The organism is Methylobacterium sp. AC433 (genome assembly GCF_979253015.1).
This window is the reverse complement of sequence record NZ_CEEDBN010000003.1, coordinates 141001-166183: the sequence shown is the minus strand read 5'-3', so window position 1 is coordinate 166183 and position 25183 is coordinate 141001. Positions and strand designations below refer to the sequence as shown.

Here is a 25183-nt window from a genome sequence, read left to right as displayed (position 1 = left end):
CGTGCCACACCTCAGACCCGTGAGCGGGAGGTATGCCATGGGTCAGTTCAAGGCTTGGGTCGTCGAGAAGACCGAGACGGGGCAGTCCCTCGCCTTCAGGGATTTCGACGATGCCGACCTGATGGCGGGCGACGTCACCGTCCGGGTGACCCACTCCACGGTGAACTACAAGGACGGGCTGGCGATGACCGGCAGGTCGCCGGTCGTGCGCCGCTTCCCCATGATCCCCGGCATCGATTTCGCGGGCATCGTCGAAACCTCGGACCACGCCGAGTACAAGCCCGGCGACACCGTCGTGCTCACCGGCTGGGGTGTCGGCGAGACCCATCTCGGGGCCTATGCCCAGCGCGCCCGGGTCAAGGGCGATTGGCTGGTCCCGCTGCCGGAGGGCCTGAGCGCCGCCCAGGCCATGGCGATCGGCACCGCCGGCTACACCGCGATGCTCTGCCTGATGGCCCTCGACCATCACGGCGTGAATCCGGCGCAGGGGCCGGTCCTCGTCACCGGCGCCTCCGGCGGCGTGGGCTCGGTGGCGGTGGCCCTGCTGGCCCGGGCCGGCTGGCACGTCATCGCCTCCACCGGCCGCGATTCGGAGGCCGACTACCTGCGCGGTCTCGGCGCCGCCGAGATCCTCGACCGCGCGGAGCTGAGCCAGCCCGGCAAGCCCTTGGCCAAGGAGCGCTGGGCGGCGGCGATCGACGCCGTCGGCTCGGTGACCCTCGCCAACGTCCTGGCCGGAACGAAGGCGGATGGCGCGGTCGCGGCCTGCGGGCTGGCGCAAGGCATGGACCTGCCGACCTCGGTCGCCCCCTTCATCCTGCGCGGCGTCTCGCTCCTCGGCGTCAACAGCGTGACCACGCCCCAGGCGAAGCGACGGGCGGCCTGGGGACGCCTCGCCAGGGAGCTCGACCACGACAAGCTCGCGGCGATGACCCAGACAGTGCCGCTGCCCGGGGTCGACACCGTGGCGGAGGCGATCCTGGACGGACGGGTCCGCGGACGCACGGTGGTCGAGGTCGCGTGAGCAGGATGGAACGCCGGGCACCGGCGGGGCGTTTTCGGCTCCATGAGCCAAGCATTCGTTCGTGAGCGTGACGGGGACGCGGTGTTCGAGGATCTTCCCGAACGCCAGATCTCGTCCCATCCCAACTTCGTGACCCCCGAGGGTCTGGCCCAGATCGAGGCCGAGGTTGCGCGCCTGCAGGCGGAATTCTCCGCCCTGACGCCCGACGCGCAGGCGGACGTCGCCCGGGTCAACCGCGACCTCGCCTACTGGACGGCGCGGCGCAGCTCCGCGCAACTGGTCGAGGCCGAGCCCGGCGACGTCGTCCGCTTCGGCTCCACCGTGACAATCCTGGCCGAGGACGACAGCCGCCGGACCTACCGCATCGTCGGCGAGGACGAGGCCGATCCGGCGCAGGGCACGATCTCCTACGTTTCGCCCATGGCGCGCGCGCTGACCGGCAAGGTCGTGGGCGACGTCGTCGAGGTGAACGGACACGAAAGCGAGATCGCGGAGATCGGTTGATCCCGCGATGGCTTTCAAGACGGCGCCCAAGAAAAAAGGCTCGGATTGCTCCGAGCCCTGGAAGGGAAAAGGCCATTGGGGGCTGAACTGGCCTTCGTAGGGTTGAAACGTGCTCCCACGCGTTGGGTTCCAAAGAATTCCGGAAAAATCTCAGCGTGGGGCCGCAGCTCTGCGAAGCCGGTCGTTGATCGCCTCGCCGAGCCCCCGTTCCGGGATCGGTGCAACCGCGATCACCGATGCGGCGACGCCGTCGAGCTGTCGCAGGGCGGAGAACAACCGGGCCGCCGCCTCGGCGAGATCGCCTGATGGGCTGAGGTTGAGGCGCGCCCGCGCCGCCTCGGCCCCGGGCGGGGATTCCGGGCCGAACAGCAGAACGACCTCCTCCTTCGACACGGATGTTGCGTCGAGTCGGACTTGCGCCCGCGGCGCGTAGTGCGAGGCCAGCAATCCCGGGCCGACCGGATGGGCCATATCGTCACTCTCCGGACCCGCGAGGGCGGAGCCGAGCCGCGTTTCCAGGGCTTCCCGCGTGAGGCCGCCCGGCCGCAGCAGGCGCGGTGGCCCGCCGAGACAGGCGATCACCGTCGATTCGACGCCGACCGGCGTCTCGCCGCCATCCAGCACGGCGGCGATCCGGCCGTCGAGATCGGCGAGGACATGGTCGGCGCTGGTCGGGCTGACCCGGCCCGAGCGGTTGGCGGAGGGCGCGGCGACCGGCCTGCCGACTTGCGCCAGCAGCGTCCGAGCGCTCCGAGGGGCCGGAACCCGCAGCGCGACGCTCGGCAGACCGGCCCGGGCGAGGTCGCAGACCCGGCAGCCGGGCGCGGCCGGGACCACGAGGGTGAGGGGACCGGGCCAGAACGCCTCGGCGAGGCTGCGGGCCGCGGCGTCGAACACGCCCTCGGCGAAGGCGGATTGCGCGTCGGCGAGATGGGCGATCAGCGGGTTGAAGCGCGGGCGCGCCTTGGCCGCGAAGATCCGCGCGACCGCCGACGGATCGGTGGCATCGGCGCCGAGGCCGTAGACCGTCTCGGTGGCGAAGGCCACGGCCTGTCCGTCACGGAGGAGGGCCGCCGCGGCCGCGATCCCCCCTTCGTCTTCGGCCAAGCGCCGGGTCGCCACGGGCGGGATCGCATCGCCGGGGATTGACCCAAGATCGTTCATATCTAAACTATCTTCGCTGGCACCCCTTCGCGGGGAAGAGCCCGGGCCTAGCGCCCGGCCGGGCCATGCGTCAAACACGGGGCGACACGCGTCGATTCAATCAAGGCGCGGGAGGAAGCATCATGACCTATCGCGCACCGGTGGCCGACATGCTGTTCGCCCTGCGCCACGTGGCCGGGCTCGACGGCGCCCTTGCCGCGGGCCTGCACGGCGACCTCGCGGCGGAGGATGCCGAGGCGATCCTGGCCGAGGCCGGGAAGGTCGCCGAATCGGTCATCGCGCCGCTCAACCGGGTGGGCGACCGTCACGGCACGCCGCTCGAGGACGGGGTCATCACCACGCCGCCGGGCTGGCGCGAAGCCTACCGGACCTGGATCGCCGGCGGCTGGAACGGTCTCAGCGCCGACCCCGACCATGGCGGCCAGGGCCTGCCCGTCGTCCTCAACGCCGCCTGCAACGAGATGTGGAACGCGGCGAGCATCGCCTTCGGCCTGTGCCCGCTCCTCACGGCGGGCGGCATCGAGGCGCTGGCCCGGCACGGCTCGGACGACCTCAAGACCCGATACCTCGACAAGCTCGTCTCCGGTGAATGGACCGCGACCATGAACCTGACCGAGCCGCAGGCGGGTTCGGACCTCGCGCTGCTGCGCAGCCGGGCCGAGCCCCTCGGCGACGGCCGCTACAGCATCGTCGGCGCCAAGATCTACATCACCTACGGCGAGCACGACCTCACCGACAACATCGTCCACCTCGTGCTGGCCCGGCTGAAGGACGCACCGGCCGGCACCCGCGGCATCTCGCTGTTCCTGGTGCCGAAGGTGCTGCCGGACGGCAGCCGCAACGACCTGCGCTGCTCCGGCATCGAGCACAAGCTCGGCATCCACGGCTCGCCCACCTGCTCGATGGCCTTCGGGGACAATGGCGGCGCCATCGGCTGGCTCATCGGAGAGGAGAATCGCGGCCTCGCCTGCATGTTCACGATGATGAACTCGGCCCGGCTCAATGTCGGCCTGCAGGGCGTCGGCATCGCCGAGCGGGCCTACCAGCAGGCGCTCGGCTATGCCCGCGACCGGCGCCAGGGCAAGGCGCCGGGGGCCGCCGAGGCGAGCCCCATCGTCGCCCATGCCGACGTGCAGCGCATGCTGCTCACCATGAAGGCCTTCACCCAGGCCTCCCGCGGCATCTGCTACCTCACCGCCGCCGCCCTCGATGCGGCGGAAGGTCCTGAGGGGCAGGCGGCCCACGACCGGGCCTCCCTGCTGACCCCCGTCGCCAAGGCGTTCTCCACCGACATCGCCAACGAGGTGACCTCGCTGGGCGTCCAGATCCATGGCGGCATGGGCTTCGTCGAGGAGACGGGCGCCGCGCAGCACATGCGCGATGCCCGCATCCTCGGCATCTACGAGGGCACCAACGGCATCCAGGCCATCGATCTCGTCGCCCGCAAGCTGCCCCTGAACGGCGGCGCCACGGTGCGGGCGCAGATCGCCGGCCTGCGCCGGATCGCCGAGGGCTTTCTCAAAGACCCCGACCCGGCCTTCGGTAACATCGGCGCCCGGCTGCGCGCCGGCATCGCGAGCCTGGACCGGGCGACGAGCTTCCAGCTCAAGGCGCTGGCCTCGAACCGGCCCGAGGCGGCCCTGGCCGGGGCGACGCCCTACCTGCGCCTGTTCGGGCTCGTCCAGGGCGGAGCCTGCCTCGGGCGCCAGGCGCTCGCCGCCGACGCGGCCCTGAAGGCCGGCGAGACCGACCCGGCCCATGCCGGCCGGATCGCGCTCGCGCGCTTCTTTGCCGACAACCTCCTCACCGCGGCCGAGGGGCTGGAGGCGAGCATCGTCGCCGGCGGACACTTCACCGACGATGCGGAACTCGCCCTGGCGAGCTGACGGGCCAGGCCGGGAATGGGCCGGCCGGAGAATCGACCATCATCCAGGGGCAGGGCACCATGAGCGAGCACATCGCGATCGCGGATACGGCCGACGGCGTCCGCCTCATCCGCATCGACCGGCCCGAGAAGAAGAACGCGCTGACCGGCGCCATGTACGACGCCATGCGCGCCGCCCTCGCGGACGCCGATGCGCAGGATGCGATCGGCGCCGTGGTGTTCGCCGGGGCGCCGGGCGCGTTCAGCGCCGGCAACGATCTCGCAGACTTCGTGGCGGGCGCGGGCAAGCCGTTCCGTGAGGCTCCGGCCCTGCAGTTCATCCGCCAGCTCGCCCGCACCCGCACGCCGATGATCGCCGCCGTGGACGGGATCGCGGTGGGGATCGGCACGACGCTGACCCTGCATTGCGACCTCGTCTATGCCAGCCCGGCCGCGCGCTTCCGCATGCCCTTCGTGGAGCTCGGCCTCGTGCCGGAGGCGGCCTCGAGCTACCTGCTGCCGCGCCGGGTCGGGCTCCTGAAGGCCACCGAGATGCTGCTCCTGAGCCAGGGTTTCGACGCGGACGAGGCACTCGGCCTCGGTCTCGTCAACGCGGTGATGCCGGCCGGCCTGCTGCTGGAGCATGCCCAGGCCCAGGGCACGCGCCTCGCCGGGCTGCCCCGCGGCGCGGTGCAGGCGACGCGGACCCTGATCCGCGGCGACCAGGCCGCCATGGAAGCCGCCCTCGAGGCCGAAGCCGTCGCCTTCGAGGAGCGCCTGTGGGCGCCGGAAGCCCAGGCCGCCTTCGCGCGCTTCCTCGGCCGGGCCAAACCGGCGTGAGCGCCGGCCCCGACGCCCGCCCGACACCCGACCTGCGGGGAAGGATCTGCCTCGTGGCCGGTGGCTCGCGCGGCGTCGGCCGGGGCATCGCCCGGGGACTCGGCGAGGCGGGCGCCACCGTCATCGTTACCGCCCGCTCCAGCGAGACGGGGCCGCGCACGGAAGGACGGCCGGAGGTCGTCGAGGACGCCGCCCGGGCCGTCGATGCCGCCGGCGGCGACGGCCACCACTACCTCTGCGACCATACCAGCGAGCGGGCGGTCGACACGCTGGTCCACTGGGTCCTGCGCCGGTTCGGGCGCATCGATCTCGCCGTCTCCAGCGTCTGGGGCGGCAACGAGGGCTATGACGGCGAGCGCTACGCCGACGGCGCCGCCTGGGGCACGCCGTTCTGGCGCCGCTCGGCCGAACCGTTCTCAGACTTCTTCGGGAGCGGCCCCTATCCGGCCCTGCTCCTCGCCCGTGCGGTCGCCCCCGCGATGGTCTCGGCGAAATCCGGCCTCCTCGCCTTCGTCTCGTTCGACACCGCCCCGGGCTATCTCGGCGACATCTTCTACGACCTGACCAAGGCCACCACGAACCGGCTGGCCTTCGCCTGTGCCCAGGAACTGGCGCCGCACGGGGTCACCGCTCTCGCGCTCTCCCCCGGCTTCGTGCGCACCGAGCGCGCCGTCGACATCGGCCACGCCGACCGGGCGACGGAGAGCCCGCTCTATGCGGGTCGCGCCCTCGCCGCCCTGGCGGCCGACCCGGGCGTCGCGACCCGGGCCGGGCAGGTCCTCCATGCCGGGGATCTCGCCGCCCTGTACGGCTTCACCGATGCGGACGGCACCCGGCCGTCCCGGTTCCAGATCAACGCCGAGGAAACCTGAGACATGAGCGGATCGCTTCAGGGCAAAACCCTGTTCATCACCGGGGCCTCCCGCGGGATCGGCCTCGCCATCGCCCTGCGCGCGGCCCGCGACGGCGCCAACATCGCGATCGCGGCCAAGACCGATACGCCGCACCCGAAGCTGGAGGGCACGATCCACACCGCGGCCGCGGCCATCGAGGCGGCGGGCGGGCGGGCCCTGCCGCTCCTCGTCGACGTCCGCGACGAGGACAGCGTGGCGACCGCCATCGAGACCACGGCGACGACCTTCGGCGGCATCGACATCGTGGTGAACAACGCCAGCGCGATCTCGCTGACCCGGACGCCCGAGACCGAGATGAAGCGCTTCGACCTGATGCACGGCATCAATACGCGCGGCACCTACATGGTCAGCAAATACGCGATCCCGCACCTCGCCAAGGCGGAGAACCCGCACATCGTGATGCTGTCGCCGCCCCTCGACCTGTCCGAGAAGTGGTTCGCACCGCACCTGGCCTATTCCATCGCCAAGTACGGCATGTCGCTCTGCGTCCTCGGTCTTTCCGGCGAGCTGCGGCGCCGGGGCATCGCGGTGAACGCCCTGTGGCCGCGCACCACCATCGCCACCGCGGCGGTGAAGAACCTGCTGGGCGGCGAGGCCCTGATGCAGGCGAGCCGCACGCCCGAGATCCTGGCCGACGCCGCCCACGCGCTGTTCGGCCTGCCGGCCCGGGAGGTGACCGGCCGCTTCCTCATCGACGACAGCTTCCTGGCCGAGCAGGGTGTCACGGACTTTTCAAAATACCGCGTCACACCCGGCATCCCTCTTGCGCCGGACTTCTTCGTGCCGGATGCGAGCACACCGCCTCCCGGGGCCTTCGCCTGAGACATCCCGCGTGATCTTCATCCACCAGCCGGTCGCCGGTGCCGGGCAGACCCTGCTCGAGCGCCGTTCCCTCGAATTGCAGGAGCCGATCCCGGACGACACCGTCTGGCTCGACATGGTGCGGCCGAGCCGGGAGGAGGACCTCAAGGTCGAGGTCTTCATGGGCATCTCGGTGCCGACCCGCGAGGAGATGAAGGACATCGAGCCCTCCGAGCTCCTCTACGTCGAGGACGGCGCCCGCTACATGACCGGGCGCGTGCTGAGCAAGGTCAGCGAATCCGAGGAGCCGGGGCTGGCCGGCATCACCTTCATCCTGCGCGGCAACCGGCTCGTGACCGTGCGCTACGAGGAGCCGCAGGCCTTCCGGATGTACACGCAGCGGGCCGGCCGCTCCACGGGCAACGGTCCCTCGGCGGTTCCCTCCGGCGAGACCATCCTGGCCGGGCTGATCGAGACGGTGATCGACCGGGCGGCGGACGTGCTCCAGCTCCAGGGCGAGCGCATCGACCGGCTCTCGGGCAAGATCTTCGAGGAGAAGGAGGACCCGAGCGCCCGCAACACCGCCCTGCAGGACACGCTCCGGGCGCTGGGGCGCCACGGCGACCTCATCTCGAAGCAGCGCGAGAGCCTGGTCTCGATGGAGCGCATCCTGCTCTCGCTCTCGGCGACCTACCGCACCGCCAAGGCCCCGCGCGAGTTGCGCGAGGACGTGCGCTCCACCCTGCGCGATCTCCAGTCCCTGGAGGAGCACGCCACCTTCCTGTCCTCGAAGATCCAGTTCCTCCTCGACGCCACCCTCGGGCTGGTGAACCTGGAACAGAACAACATCATCAAGCTGTTCTCGGTCATGGCGGTGGTCTTCATGCCGCCGACCCTGATCGCGTCGATCTACGGCATGAACTTCAAGGCCATGCCGGAGCTGGACTGGGGGTTCGGCTACCCGATGGCGGTGGTCATGATGGTCGTCGCGGCCGTGCTCCCATACGTGTTCTTCCGCTGGAAGCGCTGGCTGTAGCGCGCCGGACCCGAACGGTCGCTGAGGCGCCGGACGGGCCGAAGCAGGCGATCGTCCGCAACGCCGCCGACATGGCGGGCGCCGCCAGGCAAAGACCGATCCAAGTCCATCGGGCCTTGCCCATCGCGTCGGATTTGCGGATCGTCCGCCCATGTGTGGACGCTTCTTCATCGCCCAGGCCCCGGAGATCTTCCGGGCCTTCTACGGCTATCCGGAGGTTCCGAACTTCCCGCCCCGCTACAACGTGGCGCCGACCCAGCCGGTGCCCGTGGTGCTGTCGGAGGGCGGCCGGCGCCAGTTCCGCCTGGTGCGCTGGGGCCTGTGGCCGAGCTGGGTCAAGGACCCCAAGGATTTCCCCCTCGTCATCAACGCCCGGTCCGAGACGCTGCGGGAAAAACCCACCTTCCGCGGCGCCCTGCGCCATCGCCGCTGCGTCTTCCTGGCGGACGGCTTCTACGAGTGGCGCCGGGAGGGAACGGGCAGGGCCGCGACCAGGACCCCGTTCATGATCCGCCGCGCCGACCGGGCGCCGATGGCCCTGGCCGGCCTGTGGGAGAACTGGCTCGGGGCCGACGGCTCGGAGGTCGACACCGCGGCCATCGTCACCACGGACGCCAACGGCGCGATGGCGGCCGTCCACGACCGCATGCCGGTGATCCTCGCGCCGGAGACCATCGAGTCTTGGCTCGACACCCGCGGCACCGAACCGGATGCGGCGGTGGCCTTGTGCCGGCCCTGTCCGAACGACTGGCTCACCCTCGATCCCGTCGGCGCCCGCGTGAACAACGCCCGCATCGACGAACCGGACCTCATCGAACCGCTCGCCAGGCCGCACCGCGGCGAGGCCGGACGGGGCGCGCCGCCCGCCGCGCAGCCGCGCTCCAGCGACGAGGACGAGCAGGGCGCCCTGTTCTGAGACGGGCTCCGATCCGGCGGAAGGCCGCCTTGCGTTCGGCCCGCAAAGGCCGCATCGCTCCTGCGGCCCTGCCGGGCCGGTTCAGAGGGAAAATGGCATGACGTCGGAAGAGATCGAGCAGATGAACCGGGCACGGGACAGCCTCGCCCGTCAGCGCGGCGCGCTCGCCCGTCGCATCGGCAGCAGCGAGGTCGCCGCTCCCTCGGCCGCCGAGGACCTGACCCGGATCCTGCTCGCCATCGAGGCGGTCGACCGCGCCCTCGTCGATGCCGGCCGGCCCTACACGCGGCCCGAGGCCTGAGACCGGGATCATGGACGAGACCCGGGATGCGAACGGCACCAAGCTCGCCGATGGCGACGCGGTGACGCTGATCAAGGACCTGAAGGTGAAGGGGACCTCGACGACCCTGAAGCGCGGCACGCTGATCCGGAACATCCGGCTGACCGACGATCCGGCCGAGATCGAGTGCAACGCCGAGAAGGTGAAGGGCCTCGTCCTGAAGGCGGCGTTCCTCAAGAAGGCCTGAATGCGGAACCGCCGGCCCGGGGCTGGTCCGGGCGGCGGGGACGGGAGCGGCCTACTCGTCCGAGGCCGTGGAGACGCGGGCGGGCGAGCGGGTCAGGCTGCGGATCGCCCGAAGGGGGCGGCCGGACTTCTCCGAGATGGCGCGATCCTGGTCCTCGATGAGCTGGCGGGCCGGCTCGTCGCCGTCGAGGCCGCCGAGGATTTCCATGGGCACGCGCCGGTTCGAGGCGCGGGACTCGTCGTCGTAGACGACGTCGAACAGGACGGAGCCGCGCTCCTGCGGTTTCGACTTGGTACGCTTGGCCATGACGGGACGATGCTCGAACTGCAGGGGCTGGGGGAAATGCCGACGGCCACGGATGGGACGGGGCGGGTGCGCGTACATCCGGCGTCACCCAGGCCCGTCATCGTGGCCGTCTCCGATCGAGCGACGCGGGGTCGCGACCGGCATGGCGCCTAAATGGTGCCGCGGCGCCGGCTTGGCAACCCGGCTTCCGGGTCGCCGCGCCTGTCGCGCGGGTCCGCGGTCTGGCACGATGCGTGCGCCGCGGGGGTGGCCGGGGCGGCGATGCCGACCCTTCGAGGATCGGGAAACCGCATGACCGACACGCGACCGCTGACGCGCTTCTCCGTCGAACCCTTGAGCCGGATGACACGACACCTCGCGGCCGTGGCCTCGGGCCGGGCCGAGCCCGATCGCGTCCTCACCGGCGCCCGGCTGCTCTCGACCTATTCCGAGCGCATCCTGCCCGACCGCGAGGTCTGGATCGCCGGCGGGCGGATCGCGGCGGTGAGGCCGGCGGGAACCCATCGGGGCGCCGCGCCGCGCCACGACCTCGGCGGCGGCCTGCTCGCACCGGGCCTCGTCGACCCGCACCTCCACATCGAGAGCAGCATGGTCACGGCCTGCGCCTATGCCGAGGCCGCGCTCCTCAACGGCACCACCAGCATCGTCTGCGACAGCCACGAGATCGGCAACGTGCTCGATACGGACGGCATCGCCTGGATGCTGGAGGATGCCCGCGCGGCGCCCCTGAACATCTACCTCACGGTGCCCAGCACGGTGCCGGCGACCTCGCCCGAACTGGAGACCGCGGGCGGCGACCTCGATGCGGCCAAGATCGCGGCCCTGTTCGATGCCTGGCCGGAGGCGATCGGCCTCGGCGAGAAGATGGATTTCGTGGCGGTCTGCGAGGGCGATCCCCGCGCCCACGCCATCATCCAGGCCGCCCTGGAGCGCGGGCGCCCGGTCTCGGGCCACATCTACGGCCGCGGCTTCGTGGCGGCCTATGCGGCCAGCGGCGTCACCGACACCCACGAGGCCATCGACCGCGACATCGCCGACGACCTCCTGGAGGCGGGCTTCTGGATCTACCTGCGCGGCGGCCCGCCGACCACGCCCTGGCACAGCCTGCCGAAAGCCATCGGCACCATCCTGGATTACGGCGCCGCCGCCAAGCGGATCTGCGTCTGCACCGACGACCGCGACGCGCAGGACCTTCTCGCCTTCGGCCTCGACTGGGTGGTGCGCGAGGCGGTGCGCATGGGCATCCCGAAGGTGCAGGCCTGGTCGATGGGGTCGCTGCACCCCGCCACCCGCTACGGCCTCGACGGCGAGATCGGCGGCTTCGGCGGCGGCCGCCGGGCCGATCTCGTGCTCCTCGACGACGACCTCGTGCCCCATTCCACCTGGTATGGCGGCGAGTTGGTCGTCGAGAACCGCCGGATCACGCCGATCCTCGACGCCGCCCTGTCGCGCCCCTACCGCTACCCGGCGCCGGCCTACGCCACCATGCACCTGACCGATCCGCTGCCGTCCCTCGTCCCGGACCTGCCGGCGGGACCGTGCCGGATCAACGCGATCCGCACGACGCTCCCGGGCATCGAGCTCACCCACGAGATCGTCGACCTCGTGCCCGGGCCGGACTGGCCCGCGACGCTGGCGGCCAACGACCTCTGCTTCGTCACCGTGATCGAGCGCCACGGCAGGGCCGGAAACCTCGCCCACGGCCTGCTGCGCGCCTTCGGGCTGAAGCGCGGCGCGGTGGCGAGCAGCGTGGGCCACGACTCCCACAACGTCATCGTCGCGGGCCTCGACGAGGCGGACATGCGCGTCGCCCTCGACGCCCTGAGCGCGATCCAGGGCGGTGTCTGCGTCGTCGAGGAGGGAGCGGTGGTCGCCCTGGTGCCGCTGCCGGTGGCCGGGCTCCTGTCGGACAAGCGCGTCACGGCGGTGGCCGAGGACGTGCGGGTGCTCAAGGCAGCGTGGGAGCGGGCCGGCTGCACCATCCCCTACATGGGCTTCAATCTGATCCCGCTCTCGGTGATTCCGGAGATCCGCATCACCGACAAGGGCCTCGTCCTGGTGCCGGGCATGCGCATCGTACCCCTGTTCGAAGCCGCCTGAGGCGATTCCGCGATCCGGCGCGGGAACCGTTGCCGGACGGCGCCGTTGTCAGGCAGGTCTCAACAGCCTCTCGATCCTCCCAAGCTCATACAGCCTGCATGCCGAGATCGGCGCGCGGGCTGTTTCTTTGTCCGGGACTCCCCCCGGATATGGGGTCTCCCCGAGACCCGGGTGGTGAGAAGGGGCGCCTGACCGGTCCTGGGAGTTGCCCCGATGCGTAGTCTTCTCACCCTCATCATCGTCGGCGCGGTCGCCTTCGTGCTCGTCGGCATGTACGTGGCCCCCGGCCAGCCCGAGCTGCGGGCCTGGTACCTTCGCAATGCCTGCGAGCATCTCGACAAGGTGTCGCCGCAGATCTGCGCCCCGGCCCGCAAGGCCGACACCGGAGTCCCGACCTGAACGCGATCGACTGGTTCTTTCGCAACCGTCAGACGGGTGCGATCACCATCGGACAATGGCCGAACGCCCCGCTGCTGATCTTCATCGGCTGCGCGGTGGTCGGATGGCTCGATGGACCGGGCGGCCGGATCGGCCCCTATCTCCGCGTCCTCGGCGCGGCGGCCCTCGCGTGGTGGGCCGTCGACGAGGTCGTGCGCGGGGTGAATCCCTGGCGGCGGTGCCTCGGCGCCGGCGTCCTGGCCTTCCTGGTCTGGAAGTTGGCCCGAACCGCCTTCTGACACCGTCTTTCCGGCTTGCCGAACCCGGTGCGTCACCTATTCTCGCTGTCGCGCGCGGCGCACAGGAGGATTGGCAGGCATGACGTTCTTCATCGGGATCGCGGGACCCTGGATCGTCATCGCCGTGCTCGAGATGCTGTCGCTCAACCGCCAGCGCGACCTGGATGCCGCGGGCCTGGAGCCCGGCGGTGCGTCGTCGCTGAGCGTTGCCCACAGCGCCTACCTCGCTTAACCCGCATCCATCCGCGGGCGCCGGTCGGCGCCCGCGCGGGATGCGAGGAACGACGCGGTGCGAGCAGGCGAACAGGCGACCGGCAGGGCCTCCGGACAGCGGGGCGTGCGAATCTGGCTCTATCTGCTGGCCGCCCTCGTGGTCGGCATGGTCGCCGTCGGCGGCGCCACGCGCCTCACCGGCTCCGGTCTCTCGATCACGGAGTGGCGGCCCGTCACGGGGGCGATCCCGCCCGTCTCGGCCGAGGCCTGGGCGGCGGAGTTCGAGAAGTATCGCGACACGCCGCAATACCGCATCCTGAACCAGGGCATGGGCCTGTCCGACTTCAAGGTGCTGTATGCCTGGGAATGGGGCCATCGCCTCCTCGGGCGCATCGTCGGCCTGGTCTTCTTCCTGCCCCTGCTCTGGTTCTGGTGGCGCGGCGCCCTGACCCGCAGCCTCGGCCTCGGCCTGCTCGGGCTCGGGATCCTCGGCGGCCTCCAGGGCGCGATCGGCTGGATCATGGTCGCCTCCGGCCTCCAGCCCGGCATGACGGCCGTGGCACCGTTGAAGCTCGCCCTCCACCTCACCACCGCCAGCCTGATCCTGGCCGGTCTCGTCTGGCTCGCCGCCGGCCTGCGCCCGTCGGACGCCGCCGCCGAGGCCGGACCGCCGCGCCTGCAGTGGACGGCGTTCGCCATCATGGCCCTCGTCGTCGTCCAAATCTTCCTCGGCGGTCTCGTCGCCGGATCGAAGGCCGGCCTCCTGTACAACACCTGGCCGAGCATGGACGGGCATCTCGTGCCGCCCGCGGCGGAACTCTTCGCCGGGACGCCGTGGATCGAGAACTTCGTCGACAACCTCGCCCTGGTGCAGCTCAACCACCGCCTGACCGCCTACCTGCTCCTGGCCATCGCGCTGGTCCATGCCCTCGATGCCCGTCGGGCCCGGCCAGGCACCGGGATGGCCCGCCGTGCGACCGGCATCGCCGGTCTCGTGCTCGCCCAGGGCGTTCTCGGCATCACCACCCTGCTGCTGGCCGTGCCGCTCTGGGCGGCGCTCTCCCATCAGGTCTTCGCCATGGCGGTCCTCACCATGGCGACGGTCCATGCCCGCCGGACCGGACGAGCCGTCGTCGCGACGCCCCTCGGACGCCCGTCGACGCCGTTCGGCTACGAGGCCCTCACCGGCAAGGCGGCCTGACGGACCTGCCCCCCCAGCCCGGCATGTGCGGATCGCCACATCGCGACCGCACTGCAACGAACCACGATCGTCCTCGTACGTTCGAACCCCGTCACAGCGAAGCCCGGGCGTCCGACGTCCGCTTCCCGACGCCTCTGAACCGCGAAAGGACGATCCCTGCATGCAGGACACCGAGACTCGGCGCCCGCCCGCATTCGAGCCGACCCGCCCCGAGGCCCGGACGGCGCCCACCGCCGCTCCGACCCGGCCGTCCGCCGCGCACCGTCACGGGAAGCAAGGTCACGGCAAGCATGCCTGGTTGGCGCTCGGCCTGACGGGGCTCCTGGGCGCCGTCTGGGCCATGGCCATCGCGAGCCGGTACCCCAACATCCTTCCGGGTTAGTCCTTACCCGAAGAGATTCCTGTTGATGGCTCCAACTCGGTAGTTGTCGCTGGGAACGCGGCAACAGGTTGAAGCGTAGCCTCTACGGAAATACCGGAGGTCGGCGATGCTTTTAGCGGACGACGGACGCCCAACGGGAGTGACTTGGAACTACACTCGGAAAGAAATCCTGGCGGATGGCGCCGTGCACGTCGTGGGCGTCGCCCTTGGCGTCGCCGGCGCCATCGCCATCGTGGTGATCGCCGCCCTCTCGCCGCTCTCGTTCCTGGAGCGCGCAGGGGTCACGGTCTACGCGGCCGGCCTCGTCTCGATGCTCGGCGTCTCGGCCACCTACAACATGTGGCCCGTCTCCCGGCGCAAGTGGCTGCTGCGGCGCGCCGACCACGCCCTGATCTACCTCATGATCGCCGGCACCTACACGCCCCTGGTCGCCCTCGTCGGCGACGGCCTGCCCGCCTGGAGCCTCCTCGGCACGGTCTGGCTGGTGGCGGCGATCGGGATCGCCCTGAAGCTGCTCCTGCCCGGCCGCTACGACCGGGCCTCGATCGGGCTCTATCTCACCCTCGGCTGGAGCGGCGTCGTCGCCTACGACGCGGTGATCGGGCGGCTCAGCAACGACGCCCTCTGGATGCTCGCCCTGGGTGGCGTGCTCTATTCGCTGGGGGTGATCTTCCACGTCTGGCGGAGCCTGCCCTACCAGAACGCGATCTGGCACGCCTTCGTGCTCGCCGCCACCGCCTGCCATTACGGGACCGTGATGGCGACCGTGATGGGCGCGGGCGCCTGACGCGAGCCGCAAACGCGCATCCCGGCATGTCGCCGCCGGGATGCGCTGACCGCTGATTGCGGTCGGGCGCCCGGGATCACACGCTAGGGATGACTTCGCCCGGAGATCAGGTGCTCAGGATCACTTGCCGGTGCAGAGGCCGCGATCGGCGAGGTTGCGGTGCTCGCGCGGATCGCAATCCGTCGACAGGAACGAGGCCCATTCGGCCGGCGTCCCGTAGAACGCGTTGCGGTCGACGTCCCCGCGCACGCCGGGCACCCGGCCGGTGGAGGTGAACTGCCACAGCATCCACTTGCGCTTGGCGTAGCGCTGCTCCGGCTCGGCCGCCGTGGAACGGACCCAGTGCGGGTAGTCCGGCAGCTCGTCCTCGAGCACGTCCTTGTGGAAGGTGATGTCGGTGTAGATGATCGGGCGCTTGCCGGTGTAGCGCTCCATCTCGTCGAGCATGTAGCGGATCATCGACAGGGCCTGGGCCTTCGGCAGCTTCTTCGGGCAGAGCTGCGAATGGCCGTTCCACTCCACGTCGAGGACTGGGGGGAGGGCGGTCGGGTCATTGGGGACGTTCTTCTTGAACCAGGCCATCTGGTCCTGAGGCGAGCGGCACCAGAACACGAAGTGGTAGGCGCCGCGGGGCACGCCGGCCTGGGCCGCGCCTTCCCAGTTCGTCCGGAAGCGCTCGTCGACGTGGTCGCCGCCCTCGGTCGCCTTGATGAAGGCGAACTGGGTGCCGGCCGCGCGCACCGACATCCAGTCGACGGGACCCTGCCACTTGGAGATGTCGATGCCCTGCACCGGGTGCTGCTTGGCCCGCGCCACGCCAGGATGGGGCTTGGCGTCACCCTTGGTGGGGTAGAAATCCGTGCTGCCCGAGCAGGCCGCCAGGGCCGAGAGCACGGCCAGGGCCGCGCCCCGGCGCAGGCCGGTCCGGAGGGCCGCAAGCGGCGCACGCTGGTTCTGACGTGCCGGGGCAGTCCCGTTCCACAGCCGCATCGTTGCCCGACCCACCAGCTTCTACGCGCTACCAATGGCTAAGGGATGACCCGGGCGCGGTTAACAGACCTTTGACGGCAATGCGGCGGATTTCCGGAAGCCGTGTCGAACGAGCCACATGAGCGGTAGACGTCCACGCTGGCCCCCATGGCCTCCACTCCCTAAGTGCAGGCTGGGCCTCGGCGTTTGGGGCAGGGGAGGGTGCCGTGAAGGTTCTGTTCACCATCGGGTACGAAGGGCTCGATTCCGAGCGCCTGATCGCGGCCCTGCGGGACGCCCGGGTGGGGACCCTGGCGGATGTCCGCGCCGTGGCGAATTCCCGCAAGCGGGGTTTCTCGAAGAACGCCCTGCGAACCAGCCTGGAGGGAGCCGGCATCGGCTACGCCCATGCCCGCTCCCTCGGCACGCCGAAGGCCGGGCGGCAGGCGGCCCGCGCGGACGATGCCGCGCTGATGCGCCGGATCTATTGCGAGGAGGTGCTCGACACCGCCGATGGCGGCCTCGCCCTCGACGAACTCTGCGCCCTGGCGGACCGCACCCCGATCTGCCTCCTGTGCTTCGAGCGGGAGCCGGAGCGCTGCCACCGGCGGGTGCTCGCCGAGCGGATGGCGGCGCGCGGCTTCACCGCATTGGACCTGTTCGGCTGACGCGCCGCGAGCCGGACCACCCGCCCGATTCCCGATCGCGTCCGCGTTGACAATCTAGAGTTAACCGACTTTCATTCGAGTGGGGCGACGATGCCGGACATGCCATGACGCGCCGAGCGCTGGATCAGACGTTGGGCTTCCTCCGGGCCCTCGACCGCACCGCGAGCGCCGACGATGTGGGACGGCTGCTGGTGGACGAATTCGCGGCCTTCGGCGTGTCCCACGCCATGGCCGGCACGGTCCCGCGCAAGGGCACGCCGTCCCGGCAGCAGCACGGGCACGTCCTGGTCAACACCTTCCCCGAGGCGTGGAGCCGGCGCTACCTCGCCCGCGGCTACGCCTTCCACGACCCCACCGTGCGGCACCTCGCCGACAGCACGGTGCCCTTCGCCTGGAGTGACCTGCGCGAGCGCTCCGGCGACGATGCCGGCGCCCGCCGCGTCATGGAGGAGGCGGGCGACTTCCGCCTGCGCGACGGCGTCACCGTCCCGCTCATGACGCTCGACGGCGAGATCGCCGGGTTCAGCCTCTCGGGCGAGCGCCTGGCGATGAACCCGGGCGACCGCCCGATGCTGCACCTCATCGCCATCTACGCCTTCGGCCATCTCCTGCGCCTGCGCGGGCCGGCGGCCGCCGCGCGGGCGGCCAAGCTCGCGCCGCGCGAGCGCGAGGCCCTGCAATGGGCGGCGGAGGGCAAGACCGACTGGGAGATCGGCGAGGTCATGGGCATCTCGACCCACGGGGTCGATTTCCACCTGCGCTCCGCCCGGACGAAGCTCGGCACCACCAACCGGACCTAGGCGGTCGCGGTGGCGCTGCGGCGCGGCCTGATCACCTGAGCCGACGCCCCGCCGGGCTTTCGCGCCGGCCCGATCCCGCACGTCCGGCCGCGCCTCCCTACGGAATCCCGTAGGTTTGTGACGGTCACGTTCATGTCAGAAACGACCTCGGTGACGGAGGTATCGACATGATCCAGATCGTGACACCCGTGAACGAATACTGCTTTCGTGAGGAGATGGAACAGGTCTGGCGCCTGAGACACCAGATCTTCGTCGAGGAGAAGCGCTGGCTCGACCTTGCCCGACCCGACGGACGGGAGATCGACCAGTTCGACACGGCCCACGCGATGCACTTCCTCGCCATCGAGGCTGGGCGCGTGATCGGCTACAGCCGCCTCCTGCCGACCACCCGGCCGCACCTCCTCTCCGACGTGCTGCCCCAGCTCTGCGAGGGCACGCTGCCGCGCGGCCCCGACACCTGGGAATGGACCCGCCAGGCCGTCGCGCGGTCCCATCGCGGTCGCGGCAAGGCGGTCAACCCGGTCTCGCTCGCCCTGCTCTCCGGCATCGTGGAGTGGGGCCTCGCCAACGGCGTGCGCCAGCTCGTGCTGCAGATGCCGACCCTCTACCTGCTGCACGTGGTGCAGCTCCAATTCCGCGCCCGTCCGCTGGGCCTGCCGCAGTCGATCGGCGGCGAGGACATCATCGCGGCGACCGCCGAGTTCGACGAGCGGACCCTGGCACGGCTGCGCAGCCTCACCGGGCGCACCGGCACCGTCCTCGCCCCGACCTACCCCTACCCCGCCGCCTGACGCGCGGCCGCAAAGGACCCCACCATGCTCATCGCGACCCCGTCCCCGCAGGGTGAAGCCCTCGACGTCCTCGCCGCCCACTGCATCGCGGCGCGCGCCGTCATCGAGGAGGCCGGGACACCGGTGATGCGGCGGCTCATCGACCTGCTGCTGTTCGAGATCGCGGTCGCCCTGGCGGACCCTTCGGACAGGCATTCCCTCGCCCTGGAGCCGGTCGCCTGAGCGCGTCCTCGGGTCAGCGCCCCATCAGCGCATCGACATGCGCGGCGACGGAGAGGCCGAGCCCCTTGAGGCTGTAGCCCCCCTCCAGCACCGAGACGACGCGCCCGCCCGCATGACGATCGGCCACGGCCATCAGGCGCCGCGTTGCCCAGCCGAAATCGCCCTCGGTGAGCGCGACATGGCCGAGGGGGTCGAGGTGGTGGGCATCGAAGCCCGCCGAGATGATGACGAGGTCGGGCGCGAAGGCATCGAGGCGGCGCAGGATGCCGGCCTCGAAGGCCTCGCGGAAGATCTCGCCGTCGTCGCCCGCCCGCAGGGGCACGTTGACGATGGTGTCGTGGTTGCCCCGCTCCGAGGCCGCGCCCGTGCCGGGAAACAGCGGCATCTCGTGGGTGGAGGCGTACATCACCGTTCGATCGTCCCAGAAGATGTCCTGCGTGCCGTTGCCATGATGGACGTCCCAGTCGACGATCGCGACGCGGCTCGCGCCGTGCGCCTCGCGGGCGTGGCGCGCCGCGATGGCGGCGTTGTTGAACACGCAGAATCCCATCGCGGTCATGCGCTCGGCATGGTGGCCCGGTGGCCGCATGGCCACGAAGGCGTTGGCGCACTCGCCCCTCATCACGGCATCGACCGCGTGCACGGCACCGCCGACTCCGCGCAGGGCCGCCTCGATGGTCCCCGGCGAGAGCAGGGTGTCGCCGTCGATCTGGACGTAGCCCTCCGTCGGCGCCGCCTCGATGATCGCCTGAACGTAGGGGACCGGATGCACGAGGCTCGGCACGGAGGCCTCGGCCCTCGGGGCCTGGCCGCGCACCAGCCCGGCGAAGCGCTCGTTCTCGAGGGCCCGCTCCACCGCCCGGATGCGGTCGGCCCGCTCCGGGTGCCCTTCCGGCATGGCGTGATCGAGGGCGGACGGATGGCTCACGTACAGCGTCGTCACGGTCGTCCCTCCGAGCCGCCAATCTGACGCTTCTATGCAACAGATGGTGCCAATGTATCACATCTGGCGCGTGATCACGATGCTGGGATGCGCGCTCGGCTTGGCTTGTGCAAGACCTGTTCGAACACGAATCGATCAGACCGCGTCGGAACAGCGACGGGTCGAGACAGGCCCTGACCCATGCGCGCCCCCGCCACTCTTCTGCTCCTCGGCACCTTGCTGCCGCTCGGCGCCTGCAACACCCGGACGGCGAGTCAGGCCACCGGCCCGGCGGCCCTGCAGGTCGCCGCCGCGACGCCGGTTCCCGCGACCGCCCAGGCACCCCTGGCGGGACCGGAGCGCGACAAGGCCTGGATGAAGCTGGCGCCCACCGCGCCCGTCGATCCGAAGATCGCCCGCGCCACCGTCGACTATCCGACGAAGGAGGCGCCCGGCACCGTCATCGTGGTCACCAAGGAGCGCCGGCTCTACTACGTGCTGCCCGACGGCAAGGCCGTGCGCTATCCCGTGGCCGTCGGCCATGCCGGCATGGCCTGGGCCGGGACGGCCGAGGTCGACCGCAAGGGCGAGTGGCCGGACTGGAACCCGCCGCCGGAGATGCTGGCCCGCCGGCCCGACCTGCCGAAGCGCCTCGAAGGCGGCCCGACGAGCCCGATCGGCGCCCGGGCGCTCTACCTCGCCGAAGGCAAGAAGGACACGCTGTTCCGCATCCACGGCACCAACGAGCCAGAGAAGATCGGTCAGGCGGTGTCCTCGGGCTGCATCCGCATGCTCAACGCCGACGTGGTCGACCTCTACGACCGGGTTCCGATCGGCGCGAAGGTGGTGGTGCGCTAGGGACCTGTGCGAGAGCGGGAAGTTTGTCGGTGGGAGCGGGTAGTTTGTCGGCACCGATCTACCAAGTTCGTCGGTTCAATCAAAAGCCTCAAACGGGGCAGGAGCGCGACCGTACGAGAAACGGATGGCCATTCAGGTTTTCTGACCCTCCAGTCGTCTAGGTTTCGAACGAGGTTCGACAACCAGGATGTGGCTTTGCCCTCGCCGTATCTGCTAAGTTCAGCCAGTGCGGGGACATCTTCGGCGCATCGATCGAACCGAGTTTCGAGCGGACGGCTGCTGCCTTCCTCCAGGTGCATTCCGAGGGCGTAGAGCCGTAAGGACGCAGTAACAGAACACCCCGTAATCGGACCCCGCCGTCGCATGGATGTCACGGGGCCCGTAAGTCGGCAGGTGGCCTTCCGGATGATGCCGGCGATGATTGGGTTCGAGGCATCTCGTTCGCGTTGAGGGTGTCCAAGCGACGGCCGCAACCTTCCTCAATGGCACTGAGCGTATCCCGCCGGTGGAGAAGACGGCGGTGAGTCTGGTTCAGCGACCTGTCGAGCTTCTCCACCTACTCCGAGGGTCTCGACGCGATCGAGGTCGGCGATGTCCTACGCTGCCTGATCGACCAGCACAGGAGGCAGGGCGATGTTCTCCAGAACCGTCCTGTGCGGGAAGAGGTTGAACTGCTGGAAAACAATGCCGACACGGATGACGATGGGTGCCTTGCGCCAGGAGCGGACATTAACGCACCGCCTGGCAGCCGACATTCATTTGCAGGTAGGCAACTGTCCGGTGTCGACCTTTTGCAGACCCTAGGAACGTCCGCTTCGCGGCAGCTTGGTAGAGGATGACCTACGTCCGGGTCGGGTGGTTTCCTGCCCGTCTGCTTCTGGATGACAAAAGGATTGAAGCGGACCTAGCCTCGGCGAACGCCTACCAGCCATTGCGGGCTCTTTTAGGCCCTGCTTGGACACCTTATTTGCATAGGAATTCACCGGGTGAGATCTGCAACAATCTTACCTGGCGCATGCCCGGTCCGATTACGCTCGATTGCGGAAGGCAATTCATCGAAGGCCACCACCTCGGCGATGGTCGACCGCAATGTACCAGCGGCCACCTGCCGGACGATTGTCGCCAGACGCGCGGTGTCGGGCCTATTCGACAGGAAGACGCCGCGCCGGCCTTGGGGCGTACGCGATACGACGTCCGGCGCGGCGATGCTGACGAGGAGGCCGTCAGGCGACAAGATCGCCCAGGACCGGTGCACGACCGCCCCGCCGACGAGATCGATCACCAGATCGACGTCCTGCACGTGCGCCTCGAATTCCTCCTGCCGATAGTCGATCACCGCGTCCGCGCCGAGGGCCCGTACATGGGAGAGGCTCGTCGTCGAGGCCGTGGCATAGACCGATGCACCGGCCGCCTTCGCGAACTGGACGGCGAAGCCGCCCACACCTCCGGCCGCCCCATGGATGAGCACCCGTCGCCCGGCGAGATCGAAATCCGCAGCCTGGATCACATGCCAAGCCGTCATCGCCGCGACGGGGATGGCCGCAGCCTCGACGTCCGTCAGGGTCGGGGGCATCGCGACGAACTTCTCCGCGTCGATGACCAGATGGTCGGCATAGGCGCCGCAGCCACCAAGGGCGGCCAGGACGCGGTCTCCGGGCTTGACGTTTACGACGCCGGGTCCGGGCCGCAACACGACGCCGGCCATCTCGATGCCGATGGTCGCCGGCAGCGAAAGCTCGAACTTGTTGCGGACGTAGCCCTCACGGATCTTCCAGTCGATGCCGTTCACTCCGGCGGCCTTGACCTGGACCAGGATCTTGCCGGGGCCCGGAACGGGCGCAGGCACGCGGTCAATGACGAGGCTTTCCCGACCGCCGTAGGCATGAAGCCGCAAGGCCCTACCGAAGGCGGCCGGTTCGAAATCGGATTCATTGCGCGCGAGATAGTCTGACTGGGACATGGGATTCTCCTTCCCTTCGGAAGGTACGTGTCCGGGATCCCCTCGGCAGACTGGCGATTTGGGATGGGCTGTCTCATCAATGAGACGTTGGTGTTCCAGCCGTCTCCTCAGCCGGATCGATCCTCCGGCCTTGGCGATGGGACCTTCTTCACCGCGAGGCCAGTTGTGCGATCAGCCAGCGACCCGCTGGGCCGGGCGGGCGCTCGATGGGGTAGACGGCCCACATCGGTAGGAACAGGCCGCCCTTGGGTAGGGCGGCGATGTCCAGCCGCAGGAGTTGGCCGCTGGCTAGATCATCCTTGACGACGTCGAGGGGCATCCCACCCCAGCCAAGCCCCGAGCGCAGGAAGGCGTGCTTGGCCCCGAGATCCGCCAAACGCCAGGTCCTCGGGGAGAATACGCCGAACTCGCGCCCCTTGGTCAGCTCGCTCCGGTCGCTCAGGACCAACTGGACATGCTCGGCCAGATCGGACGTCGGGATAGTCCCGGTTCGTCGGGCGAGCGGATGCGCGGGCGAGGCAACCATCACCAACTCGATCTGGCACAACGCCTCGCGCGCGAGCTCGGGAGGCAGCAGGGGCGTGGCGCCGGCGACCGCGAAGGCGCAGCGTCCGTCGAGAACCGGCGCGATCACCGCACCGAGGGTCTCGACCTGGATGCGCAAGGGGGTCGTGGGGAAGGCCGGCTGGAATGCGACCACGGCGGCCGTCAACACCTGGATCGGGAACAGGACGTCGAGGACAATACTCACCTCCGGCTCCAGGCCGCCGGCGAGGTCCCTGGCGTGCGACTTGAAGGTCTCGGCGGCCGCCACGGTCGCACGGGCATGGGCCAGCAACACGCCGCCGGCCTCGGTCAGGACCGGATAGCGGCTGGACCGGTCGAACAGCTTGATGCCGGACTGAGCCTCAAGGTTGGCCATCGATTGGCTGACGATAGACTGCGCTCGCCCGAGCTTGCGCCCGGCCGCCGAGAAGCTACCGGTGTCGACGGCGGCGACGAAGGTTCGCAACTGGTCGAGGGTGAGCTGATCGAGTATCCATCTGTCCAGGTGATGGGACTCATCGAAAGATAGAGGCTTCGATGGGGGATGCGAGGAGCTTAGCTCTTTTGCTCACAGCCAAGCCGCTTCCGCGGTCGGCCACCTCGAACCGGATGTCCATCATGTCCCAGACCCTCACGGCCTCCCCCGCCCCGTCGCGCAAGCTCAACATCGTCGCCTGGTCGCTGCAGGTGCTCCTAGCCCTGGTCTTCCTGGCCGCCGGCGGCGCCAAGCTCGCTGGCGTGCCGATGATGGTGCAGGTCTACGACCTCATCGGCGTCGGTCAGTGGTTCCGCATCGTCACCGGCCTCGTGGAAGTCGCCGGTGCCATCGCCCTGCTGATCCCCAGATACGCAGCCTTCGCCGCGCTCTGGCTTGCCTGCACCATGGCGGGCGCCATTCTGGCCCATCTTACAGTCCTACCCACGCCCGCCGCTCCGGCCGCCGTGCTGCTCGCCCTGACGGCGACCTTGGCCTGGCTGCGCCGGGATCAGATACTCGCGGTTCTCGGTCGCCCCTGAGCCCTTACCGGCTGGGAGGTCGCGGCCAGCCCGCCTCGGCCTCCGCCTACGAGGATGGATGACCCCAGGGCGTCCCCTCGGCCCCTCAGTCACGGACATCGAGTCATCCACCATGGAAATCGGTATCGACAGCTTCGCCGTAACGCTTCCCGACCTGAAGACGGGTCGCACCCTCACGGCGACGGAACGGATGGAGCGGCTGCTCGACGAGGTCGAGGTTGCCGACCGCGCCGGGCTCGACGTCTTCGGCATCGGCGAGCACCATCGGGCGGAATTCCTCGATTCTGCGCCCGCCATCATCCTCGCGGCCGCGGCAGCCCGCACCAGTCGCATCCGCCTGACCAGTGCCGTCACGGTGCTCAGCGCCGCCGACCCGGTCCGCGTCTTCCAGGAGTTCGCCACCCTCGACCTAATCGCCAAGGGGCGGGCCGAGATCGTGGTCGGGCGCGGTTCCTTCGGCGAGGCCTACCCGCTCTTCGGTTTCGCCCCCGAGGATTACGATGCGCTGTTCGTCGAGAAGCTCGACCTGCTCCTGTCGCTGCGCGACCGGACCCACGTCACCTGGCGCGGCCGTTTCCGCCCGCCGCTGACCGGCCAGGGTGTCTACCCGCGCCCGCACCAGGACAAGCTCCCGATCTGGATCGGCGTCGGCGGGACCCCGGCCTCCTTCGCCCGCGCGGGCACCCTTGGCTTGCCCCTGATGGTCGCCATCATCGGCGGCAGCTTCCAGCGCTTCCGCCCCTTAGTCGACCTCTACCGCGAGGCCGGACGTCAGGCTGGCCATGACCCGGAGACCCTGAAGGTGGGCGTGCACGCGGTCGGTTTCGTCGCCGATACGGACCGGGATGCCCAGGAGGCGTTCTTTCCGGGATGGGCGCAATCGTTTGGGAAGATCGGGGCGGAACGGGGATGGCCGAGCACGGACATGCGCGAGCAGTTCGAGGCAATGTGCAGTCCCTACGGCGCCTACCTCATCGGCTCCCCGGAAACGGTCGCGGCAAAGGCGCTTGCGGCCAGCGAAGGGTTGGGGGGCATCTCCCGCCTGACGTTCCAGATGAGTTCGGCGATGCAGGAGCTCGACGCCATGCGGCGGTCGATCACGCTGCTGGGCACAGAGGTGATCCCAAGGGTCAAGGCGCAACTCGCTCAGACCGCGTGACCCACAACGGCGCCT

Annotated in this window: 30 protein-coding genes; 24 read left to right on the top strand and 6 right to left on the bottom strand. The window is 70.0% G+C overall.

Annotation, left to right across the window (positions count from 1 at the left end):
- The first annotated feature begins 37 nt into the window (after window positions 1–37).
- The gene (gene acuI / locus AC0IWM_RS06740; protein WP_471753670.1) at window positions 38–1024 is read left to right on the top strand and encodes an acrylyl-CoA reductase (NADPH); all 987 of its coding nucleotides are present in this window, start codon (window positions 38–40) and stop codon (window positions 1022–1024) included.
- A gap of 42 nt (window positions 1025–1066) precedes the next feature.
- A complete protein-coding gene (gene greA, locus AC0IWM_RS06735) occupies window positions 1067–1528 on the top strand; it encodes a transcription elongation factor GreA (RefSeq protein ID WP_056474637.1) in 462 nt (153 codons plus the stop codon).
- A 150-nt stretch (window positions 1529–1678) separates the two neighbouring features.
- On the opposite strand, the gene AC0IWM_RS06730 is transcribed toward greA, so the two are convergent.
- Complete coding sequence (locus tag AC0IWM_RS06730) at window positions 1679–2692, bottom strand: L-threonylcarbamoyladenylate synthase (RefSeq protein WP_471753668.1); 1014 nt, start codon at window positions 2690–2692, stop codon at window positions 1679–1681.
- Between the two features lie 122 nt (window positions 2693–2814).
- On the opposite strand from AC0IWM_RS06730, the gene AC0IWM_RS06725 reads away from it, so the two are divergent.
- The 8 genes from AC0IWM_RS06725 to AC0IWM_RS06690 all read left to right on the top strand — a co-directional run bounded on the left by AC0IWM_RS06725 (window position 2815) and on the right by AC0IWM_RS06690 (window position 9590).
- Window positions 2815–4578, top strand: coding sequence for an acyl-CoA dehydrogenase (locus AC0IWM_RS06725; protein WP_471753666.1), 1764 nt, complete (start codon window positions 2815–2817; stop codon window positions 4576–4578).
- 59 nt (window positions 4579–4637) lie between these two features.
- Window positions 4638–5396 (top strand): enoyl-CoA hydratase-related protein, encoded by a 759-nt coding sequence (locus AC0IWM_RS06720; protein ID WP_471753664.1) that lies wholly within the window; start codon window positions 4638–4640, stop codon window positions 5394–5396.
- 53 nt (window positions 5397–5449) lie between these two features.
- Window positions 5450–6268: an SDR family NAD(P)-dependent oxidoreductase gene (locus AC0IWM_RS06715; RefSeq protein WP_471753662.1), complete on the top strand. Its 819-nt coding sequence runs from the start codon at window positions 5450–5452 to the stop codon at window positions 6266–6268.
- A 3-nt stretch (window positions 6269–6271) separates the two neighbouring features.
- Window positions 6272–7132, top strand: a complete 861-nt coding sequence (locus AC0IWM_RS06710; RefSeq protein WP_471753660.1) for an SDR family oxidoreductase — start codon at window positions 6272–6274, stop codon at window positions 7130–7132.
- A gap of 10 nt (window positions 7133–7142) precedes the next feature.
- Window positions 7143–8147, top strand: coding sequence for a magnesium transporter CorA family protein (locus AC0IWM_RS06705; protein ID WP_055953169.1), 1005 nt, complete (start codon window positions 7143–7145; stop codon window positions 8145–8147).
- 151 nt (window positions 8148–8298) lie between these two features.
- Window positions 8299–9063: an SOS response-associated peptidase gene (locus tag AC0IWM_RS06700; RefSeq protein ID WP_471753658.1), complete on the top strand. Its 765-nt coding sequence runs from the start codon at window positions 8299–8301 to the stop codon at window positions 9061–9063.
- A 97-nt stretch (window positions 9064–9160) separates the two neighbouring features.
- Window positions 9161–9364: a hypothetical protein gene (locus tag AC0IWM_RS06695; protein WP_056474615.1), complete on the top strand. Its 204-nt coding sequence runs from the start codon at window positions 9161–9163 to the stop codon at window positions 9362–9364.
- A gap of 10 nt (window positions 9365–9374) precedes the next feature.
- Window positions 9375–9590 carry an alkylphosphonate utilization protein gene (locus tag AC0IWM_RS06690; protein WP_056474610.1) on the top strand — a complete coding sequence of 72 codons (216 nt, stop codon included), beginning with the start codon at window positions 9375–9377 and terminating at the stop codon, window positions 9588–9590.
- Between the two features lie 51 nt (window positions 9591–9641).
- On the opposite strand, the gene AC0IWM_RS06685 is transcribed toward AC0IWM_RS06690, so the two are convergent.
- Window positions 9642–9896: a hypothetical protein gene (locus tag AC0IWM_RS06685; protein ID WP_056211374.1), complete on the bottom strand. Its 255-nt coding sequence runs from the start codon at window positions 9894–9896 to the stop codon at window positions 9642–9644.
- Window positions 9897–10187: 291 nt separating this feature from the next.
- Between AC0IWM_RS06685 and AC0IWM_RS06680 the strand changes: the two genes are divergently transcribed.
- The 7 genes from AC0IWM_RS06680 to trhA all read left to right on the top strand — a co-directional run bounded on the left by AC0IWM_RS06680 (window position 10188) and on the right by trhA (window position 15256).
- Window positions 10188–11996: an adenine deaminase C-terminal domain-containing protein gene (locus AC0IWM_RS06680; protein ID WP_471753656.1), complete on the top strand. Its 1809-nt coding sequence runs from the start codon at window positions 10188–10190 to the stop codon at window positions 11994–11996.
- A 213-nt stretch (window positions 11997–12209) separates the two neighbouring features.
- Complete coding sequence (locus AC0IWM_RS06675; RefSeq protein ID WP_056474605.1) at window positions 12210–12395, top strand: hypothetical protein; 186 nt, start codon at window positions 12210–12212, stop codon at window positions 12393–12395.
- Window positions 12392–12673, top strand: a complete 282-nt coding sequence (locus tag AC0IWM_RS06670) for a hypothetical protein (protein WP_056474601.1) — start codon at window positions 12392–12394, stop codon at window positions 12671–12673. Before AC0IWM_RS06675 ends, AC0IWM_RS06670 begins: the two co-directional genes overlap by 4 nt.
- A 79-nt stretch (window positions 12674–12752) precedes the next feature.
- Window positions 12753–12905, top strand: a complete 153-nt coding sequence (locus AC0IWM_RS06665) for a hypothetical protein (RefSeq protein WP_471753654.1) — start codon at window positions 12753–12755, stop codon at window positions 12903–12905.
- A 57-nt stretch (window positions 12906–12962) separates the two neighbouring features.
- A complete protein-coding gene (locus tag AC0IWM_RS06660) occupies window positions 12963–14087 on the top strand; it encodes a COX15/CtaA family protein (protein WP_471753652.1) in 1125 nt (374 codons plus the stop codon).
- A gap of 160 nt (window positions 14088–14247) precedes the next feature.
- Complete coding sequence (locus AC0IWM_RS06655) at window positions 14248–14469, top strand: hypothetical protein (RefSeq protein ID WP_471753650.1); 222 nt, start codon at window positions 14248–14250, stop codon at window positions 14467–14469.
- 106 nt (window positions 14470–14575) lie between these two features.
- Window positions 14576–15256, top strand: a complete 681-nt coding sequence (gene trhA / locus AC0IWM_RS06650) for a PAQR family membrane homeostasis protein TrhA (RefSeq protein WP_471753648.1) — start codon at window positions 14576–14578, stop codon at window positions 15254–15256.
- A gap of 120 nt (window positions 15257–15376) precedes the next feature.
- Here trhA and AC0IWM_RS06645 read toward each other — a convergent pair whose 3' ends face one another.
- Window positions 15377–16246, bottom strand: a complete 870-nt coding sequence (locus tag AC0IWM_RS06645; RefSeq protein WP_471753646.1) for a glycoside hydrolase family 25 protein — start codon at window positions 16244–16246, stop codon at window positions 15377–15379.
- 215 nt (window positions 16247–16461) lie between these two features.
- Here AC0IWM_RS06645 and AC0IWM_RS06640 point away from each other — a divergent pair, with 215 nt between their 5' ends.
- The 4 genes from AC0IWM_RS06640 to AC0IWM_RS06625 all read left to right on the top strand — a co-directional run bounded on the left by AC0IWM_RS06640 (window position 16462) and on the right by AC0IWM_RS06625 (window position 18706).
- Window positions 16462–16893, top strand: coding sequence for a DUF488 domain-containing protein (locus tag AC0IWM_RS06640; RefSeq protein WP_471754117.1), 432 nt, complete (start codon window positions 16462–16464; stop codon window positions 16891–16893).
- 104 nt (window positions 16894–16997) lie between these two features.
- A complete protein-coding gene (locus AC0IWM_RS06635) occupies window positions 16998–17693 on the top strand; it encodes a LuxR family transcriptional regulator (protein ID WP_471753644.1) in 696 nt (231 codons plus the stop codon).
- Window positions 17694–17860: 167 nt separating this feature from the next.
- Window positions 17861–18484: an acyl-homoserine-lactone synthase gene (locus tag AC0IWM_RS06630; RefSeq protein WP_471753642.1), complete on the top strand. Its 624-nt coding sequence runs from the start codon at window positions 17861–17863 to the stop codon at window positions 18482–18484.
- A 24-nt stretch (window positions 18485–18508) separates the two neighbouring features.
- The gene (locus AC0IWM_RS06625; RefSeq protein WP_471753641.1) at window positions 18509–18706 is read left to right on the top strand and encodes a hypothetical protein; all 198 of its coding nucleotides are present in this window, start codon (window positions 18509–18511) and stop codon (window positions 18704–18706) included.
- Between the two features lie 13 nt (window positions 18707–18719).
- Here the strand turns inward: AC0IWM_RS06625 and AC0IWM_RS06620 are convergent, their stop codons facing one another.
- On the bottom strand, window positions 18720–19649 hold the full coding sequence (locus tag AC0IWM_RS06620) for a histone deacetylase family protein (protein ID WP_471753640.1): 930 nt from the start codon (window positions 19647–19649) through the stop codon (window positions 18720–18722).
- A gap of 180 nt (window positions 19650–19829) precedes the next feature.
- Between AC0IWM_RS06620 and AC0IWM_RS06615 the strand changes: the two genes are divergently transcribed.
- The gene (locus tag AC0IWM_RS06615) at window positions 19830–20486 is read left to right on the top strand and encodes a L,D-transpeptidase (RefSeq protein WP_471753639.1); all 657 of its coding nucleotides are present in this window, start codon (window positions 19830–19832) and stop codon (window positions 20484–20486) included.
- Window positions 20487–21465: 979 nt separating this feature from the next.
- On the opposite strand, the gene AC0IWM_RS06610 is transcribed toward AC0IWM_RS06615, so the two are convergent.
- Together AC0IWM_RS06610 and AC0IWM_RS06605 are read right to left on the bottom strand one after the other, a co-directional pair.
- Complete coding sequence (locus AC0IWM_RS06610) at window positions 21466–22446, bottom strand: NADP-dependent oxidoreductase (protein WP_471753638.1); 981 nt, start codon at window positions 22444–22446, stop codon at window positions 21466–21468.
- Window positions 22447–22594: 148 nt separating this feature from the next.
- A complete protein-coding gene (locus AC0IWM_RS06605) occupies window positions 22595–23485 on the bottom strand; it encodes a LysR family transcriptional regulator (RefSeq protein ID WP_471754114.1) in 891 nt (296 codons plus the stop codon).
- Window positions 23486–23610: 125 nt separating this feature from the next.
- Here AC0IWM_RS06605 and AC0IWM_RS06600 point away from each other — a divergent pair, with 125 nt between their 5' ends.
- Both AC0IWM_RS06600 and AC0IWM_RS06595 read left to right on the top strand, forming a co-directional pair.
- On the top strand, window positions 23611–24009 hold the full coding sequence (locus AC0IWM_RS06600) for a DoxX family protein (protein WP_471753637.1): 399 nt from the start codon (window positions 23611–23613) through the stop codon (window positions 24007–24009).
- 112 nt (window positions 24010–24121) lie between these two features.
- A complete protein-coding gene (locus AC0IWM_RS06595; protein ID WP_471753636.1) occupies window positions 24122–25168 on the top strand; it encodes an LLM class flavin-dependent oxidoreductase in 1047 nt (348 codons plus the stop codon).
- Window positions 25169–25183 lie beyond the last annotated feature (15 nt).

Excerpts from the sequence above, each read along its gene's own strand:
- trhA (WP_471753648.1), top strand. The coding sequence starts at position 14,576 with ATGCTTTTAGCGGACGACGGACGCCCAACGGGAGTGACTTGGAACTAC.
- AC0IWM_RS06600 (WP_471753637.1), top strand. The coding sequence starts at position 23,611 with ATGTCCCAGACCCTCACGGCCTCCCCCGCCCCGTCGCGCAAGCTCAAC.
- AC0IWM_RS06645 (WP_471753646.1), bottom strand. The coding sequence starts at position 16,246 with ATGCGGCTGTGGAACGGGACTGCCCCGGCACGTCAGAACCAGCGTGCG.
- AC0IWM_RS06630 (WP_471753642.1), top strand. The coding sequence starts at position 17,861 with ATGATCCAGATCGTGACACCCGTGAACGAATACTGCTTTCGTGAGGAG.
- AC0IWM_RS06615 (WP_471753639.1), top strand. The coding sequence starts at position 19,830 with ATGCGCGCCCCCGCCACTCTTCTGCTCCTCGGCACCTTGCTGCCGCTC.
- AC0IWM_RS06635 (WP_471753644.1), top strand. The coding sequence starts at position 16,998 with ATGACGCGCCGAGCGCTGGATCAGACGTTGGGCTTCCTCCGGGCCCTC.
- AC0IWM_RS06685 (WP_056211374.1), bottom strand. The coding sequence starts at position 9,896 with ATGGCCAAGCGTACCAAGTCGAAACCGCAGGAGCGCGGCTCCGTCCTG.
- AC0IWM_RS06680 (WP_471753656.1), top strand. The coding sequence starts at position 10,188 with ATGACCGACACGCGACCGCTGACGCGCTTCTCCGTCGAACCCTTGAGC.
- AC0IWM_RS06665 (WP_471753654.1), top strand. The coding sequence starts at position 12,753 with ATGACGTTCTTCATCGGGATCGCGGGACCCTGGATCGTCATCGCCGTG.
- AC0IWM_RS06720 (WP_471753664.1), top strand. The coding sequence starts at position 4,638 with ATGAGCGAGCACATCGCGATCGCGGATACGGCCGACGGCGTCCGCCTC.
- greA (WP_056474637.1), top strand. The coding sequence starts at position 1,067 with ATGAGCCAAGCATTCGTTCGTGAGCGTGACGGGGACGCGGTGTTCGAG.
- AC0IWM_RS06695 (WP_056474615.1), top strand. The coding sequence starts at position 9,161 with ATGACGTCGGAAGAGATCGAGCAGATGAACCGGGCACGGGACAGCCTC.
- AC0IWM_RS06730 (WP_471753668.1), bottom strand. The coding sequence starts at position 2,692 with ATGAACGATCTTGGGTCAATCCCCGGCGATGCGATCCCGCCCGTGGCG.
- AC0IWM_RS06625 (WP_471753641.1), top strand. The coding sequence starts at position 18,509 with ATGCTCATCGCGACCCCGTCCCCGCAGGGTGAAGCCCTCGACGTCCTC.
- acuI (WP_471753670.1), top strand. The coding sequence starts at position 38 with ATGGGTCAGTTCAAGGCTTGGGTCGTCGAGAAGACCGAGACGGGGCAG.
- AC0IWM_RS06725 (WP_471753666.1), top strand. The coding sequence starts at position 2,815 with ATGACCTATCGCGCACCGGTGGCCGACATGCTGTTCGCCCTGCGCCAC.
- AC0IWM_RS06610 (WP_471753638.1), bottom strand. The coding sequence starts at position 22,446 with ATGTCCCAGTCAGACTATCTCGCGCGCAATGAATCCGATTTCGAACCG.
- AC0IWM_RS06710 (WP_471753660.1), top strand. The coding sequence starts at position 6,272 with ATGAGCGGATCGCTTCAGGGCAAAACCCTGTTCATCACCGGGGCCTCC.
- AC0IWM_RS06655 (WP_471753650.1), top strand. The coding sequence starts at position 14,248 with ATGCAGGACACCGAGACTCGGCGCCCGCCCGCATTCGAGCCGACCCGC.
- AC0IWM_RS06595 (WP_471753636.1), top strand. The coding sequence starts at position 24,122 with ATGGAAATCGGTATCGACAGCTTCGCCGTAACGCTTCCCGACCTGAAG.
- AC0IWM_RS06675 (WP_056474605.1), top strand. The coding sequence starts at position 12,210 with ATGCGTAGTCTTCTCACCCTCATCATCGTCGGCGCGGTCGCCTTCGTG.
- AC0IWM_RS06700 (WP_471753658.1), top strand. The coding sequence starts at position 8,299 with ATGTGTGGACGCTTCTTCATCGCCCAGGCCCCGGAGATCTTCCGGGCC.
- AC0IWM_RS06690 (WP_056474610.1), top strand. The coding sequence starts at position 9,375 with ATGGACGAGACCCGGGATGCGAACGGCACCAAGCTCGCCGATGGCGAC.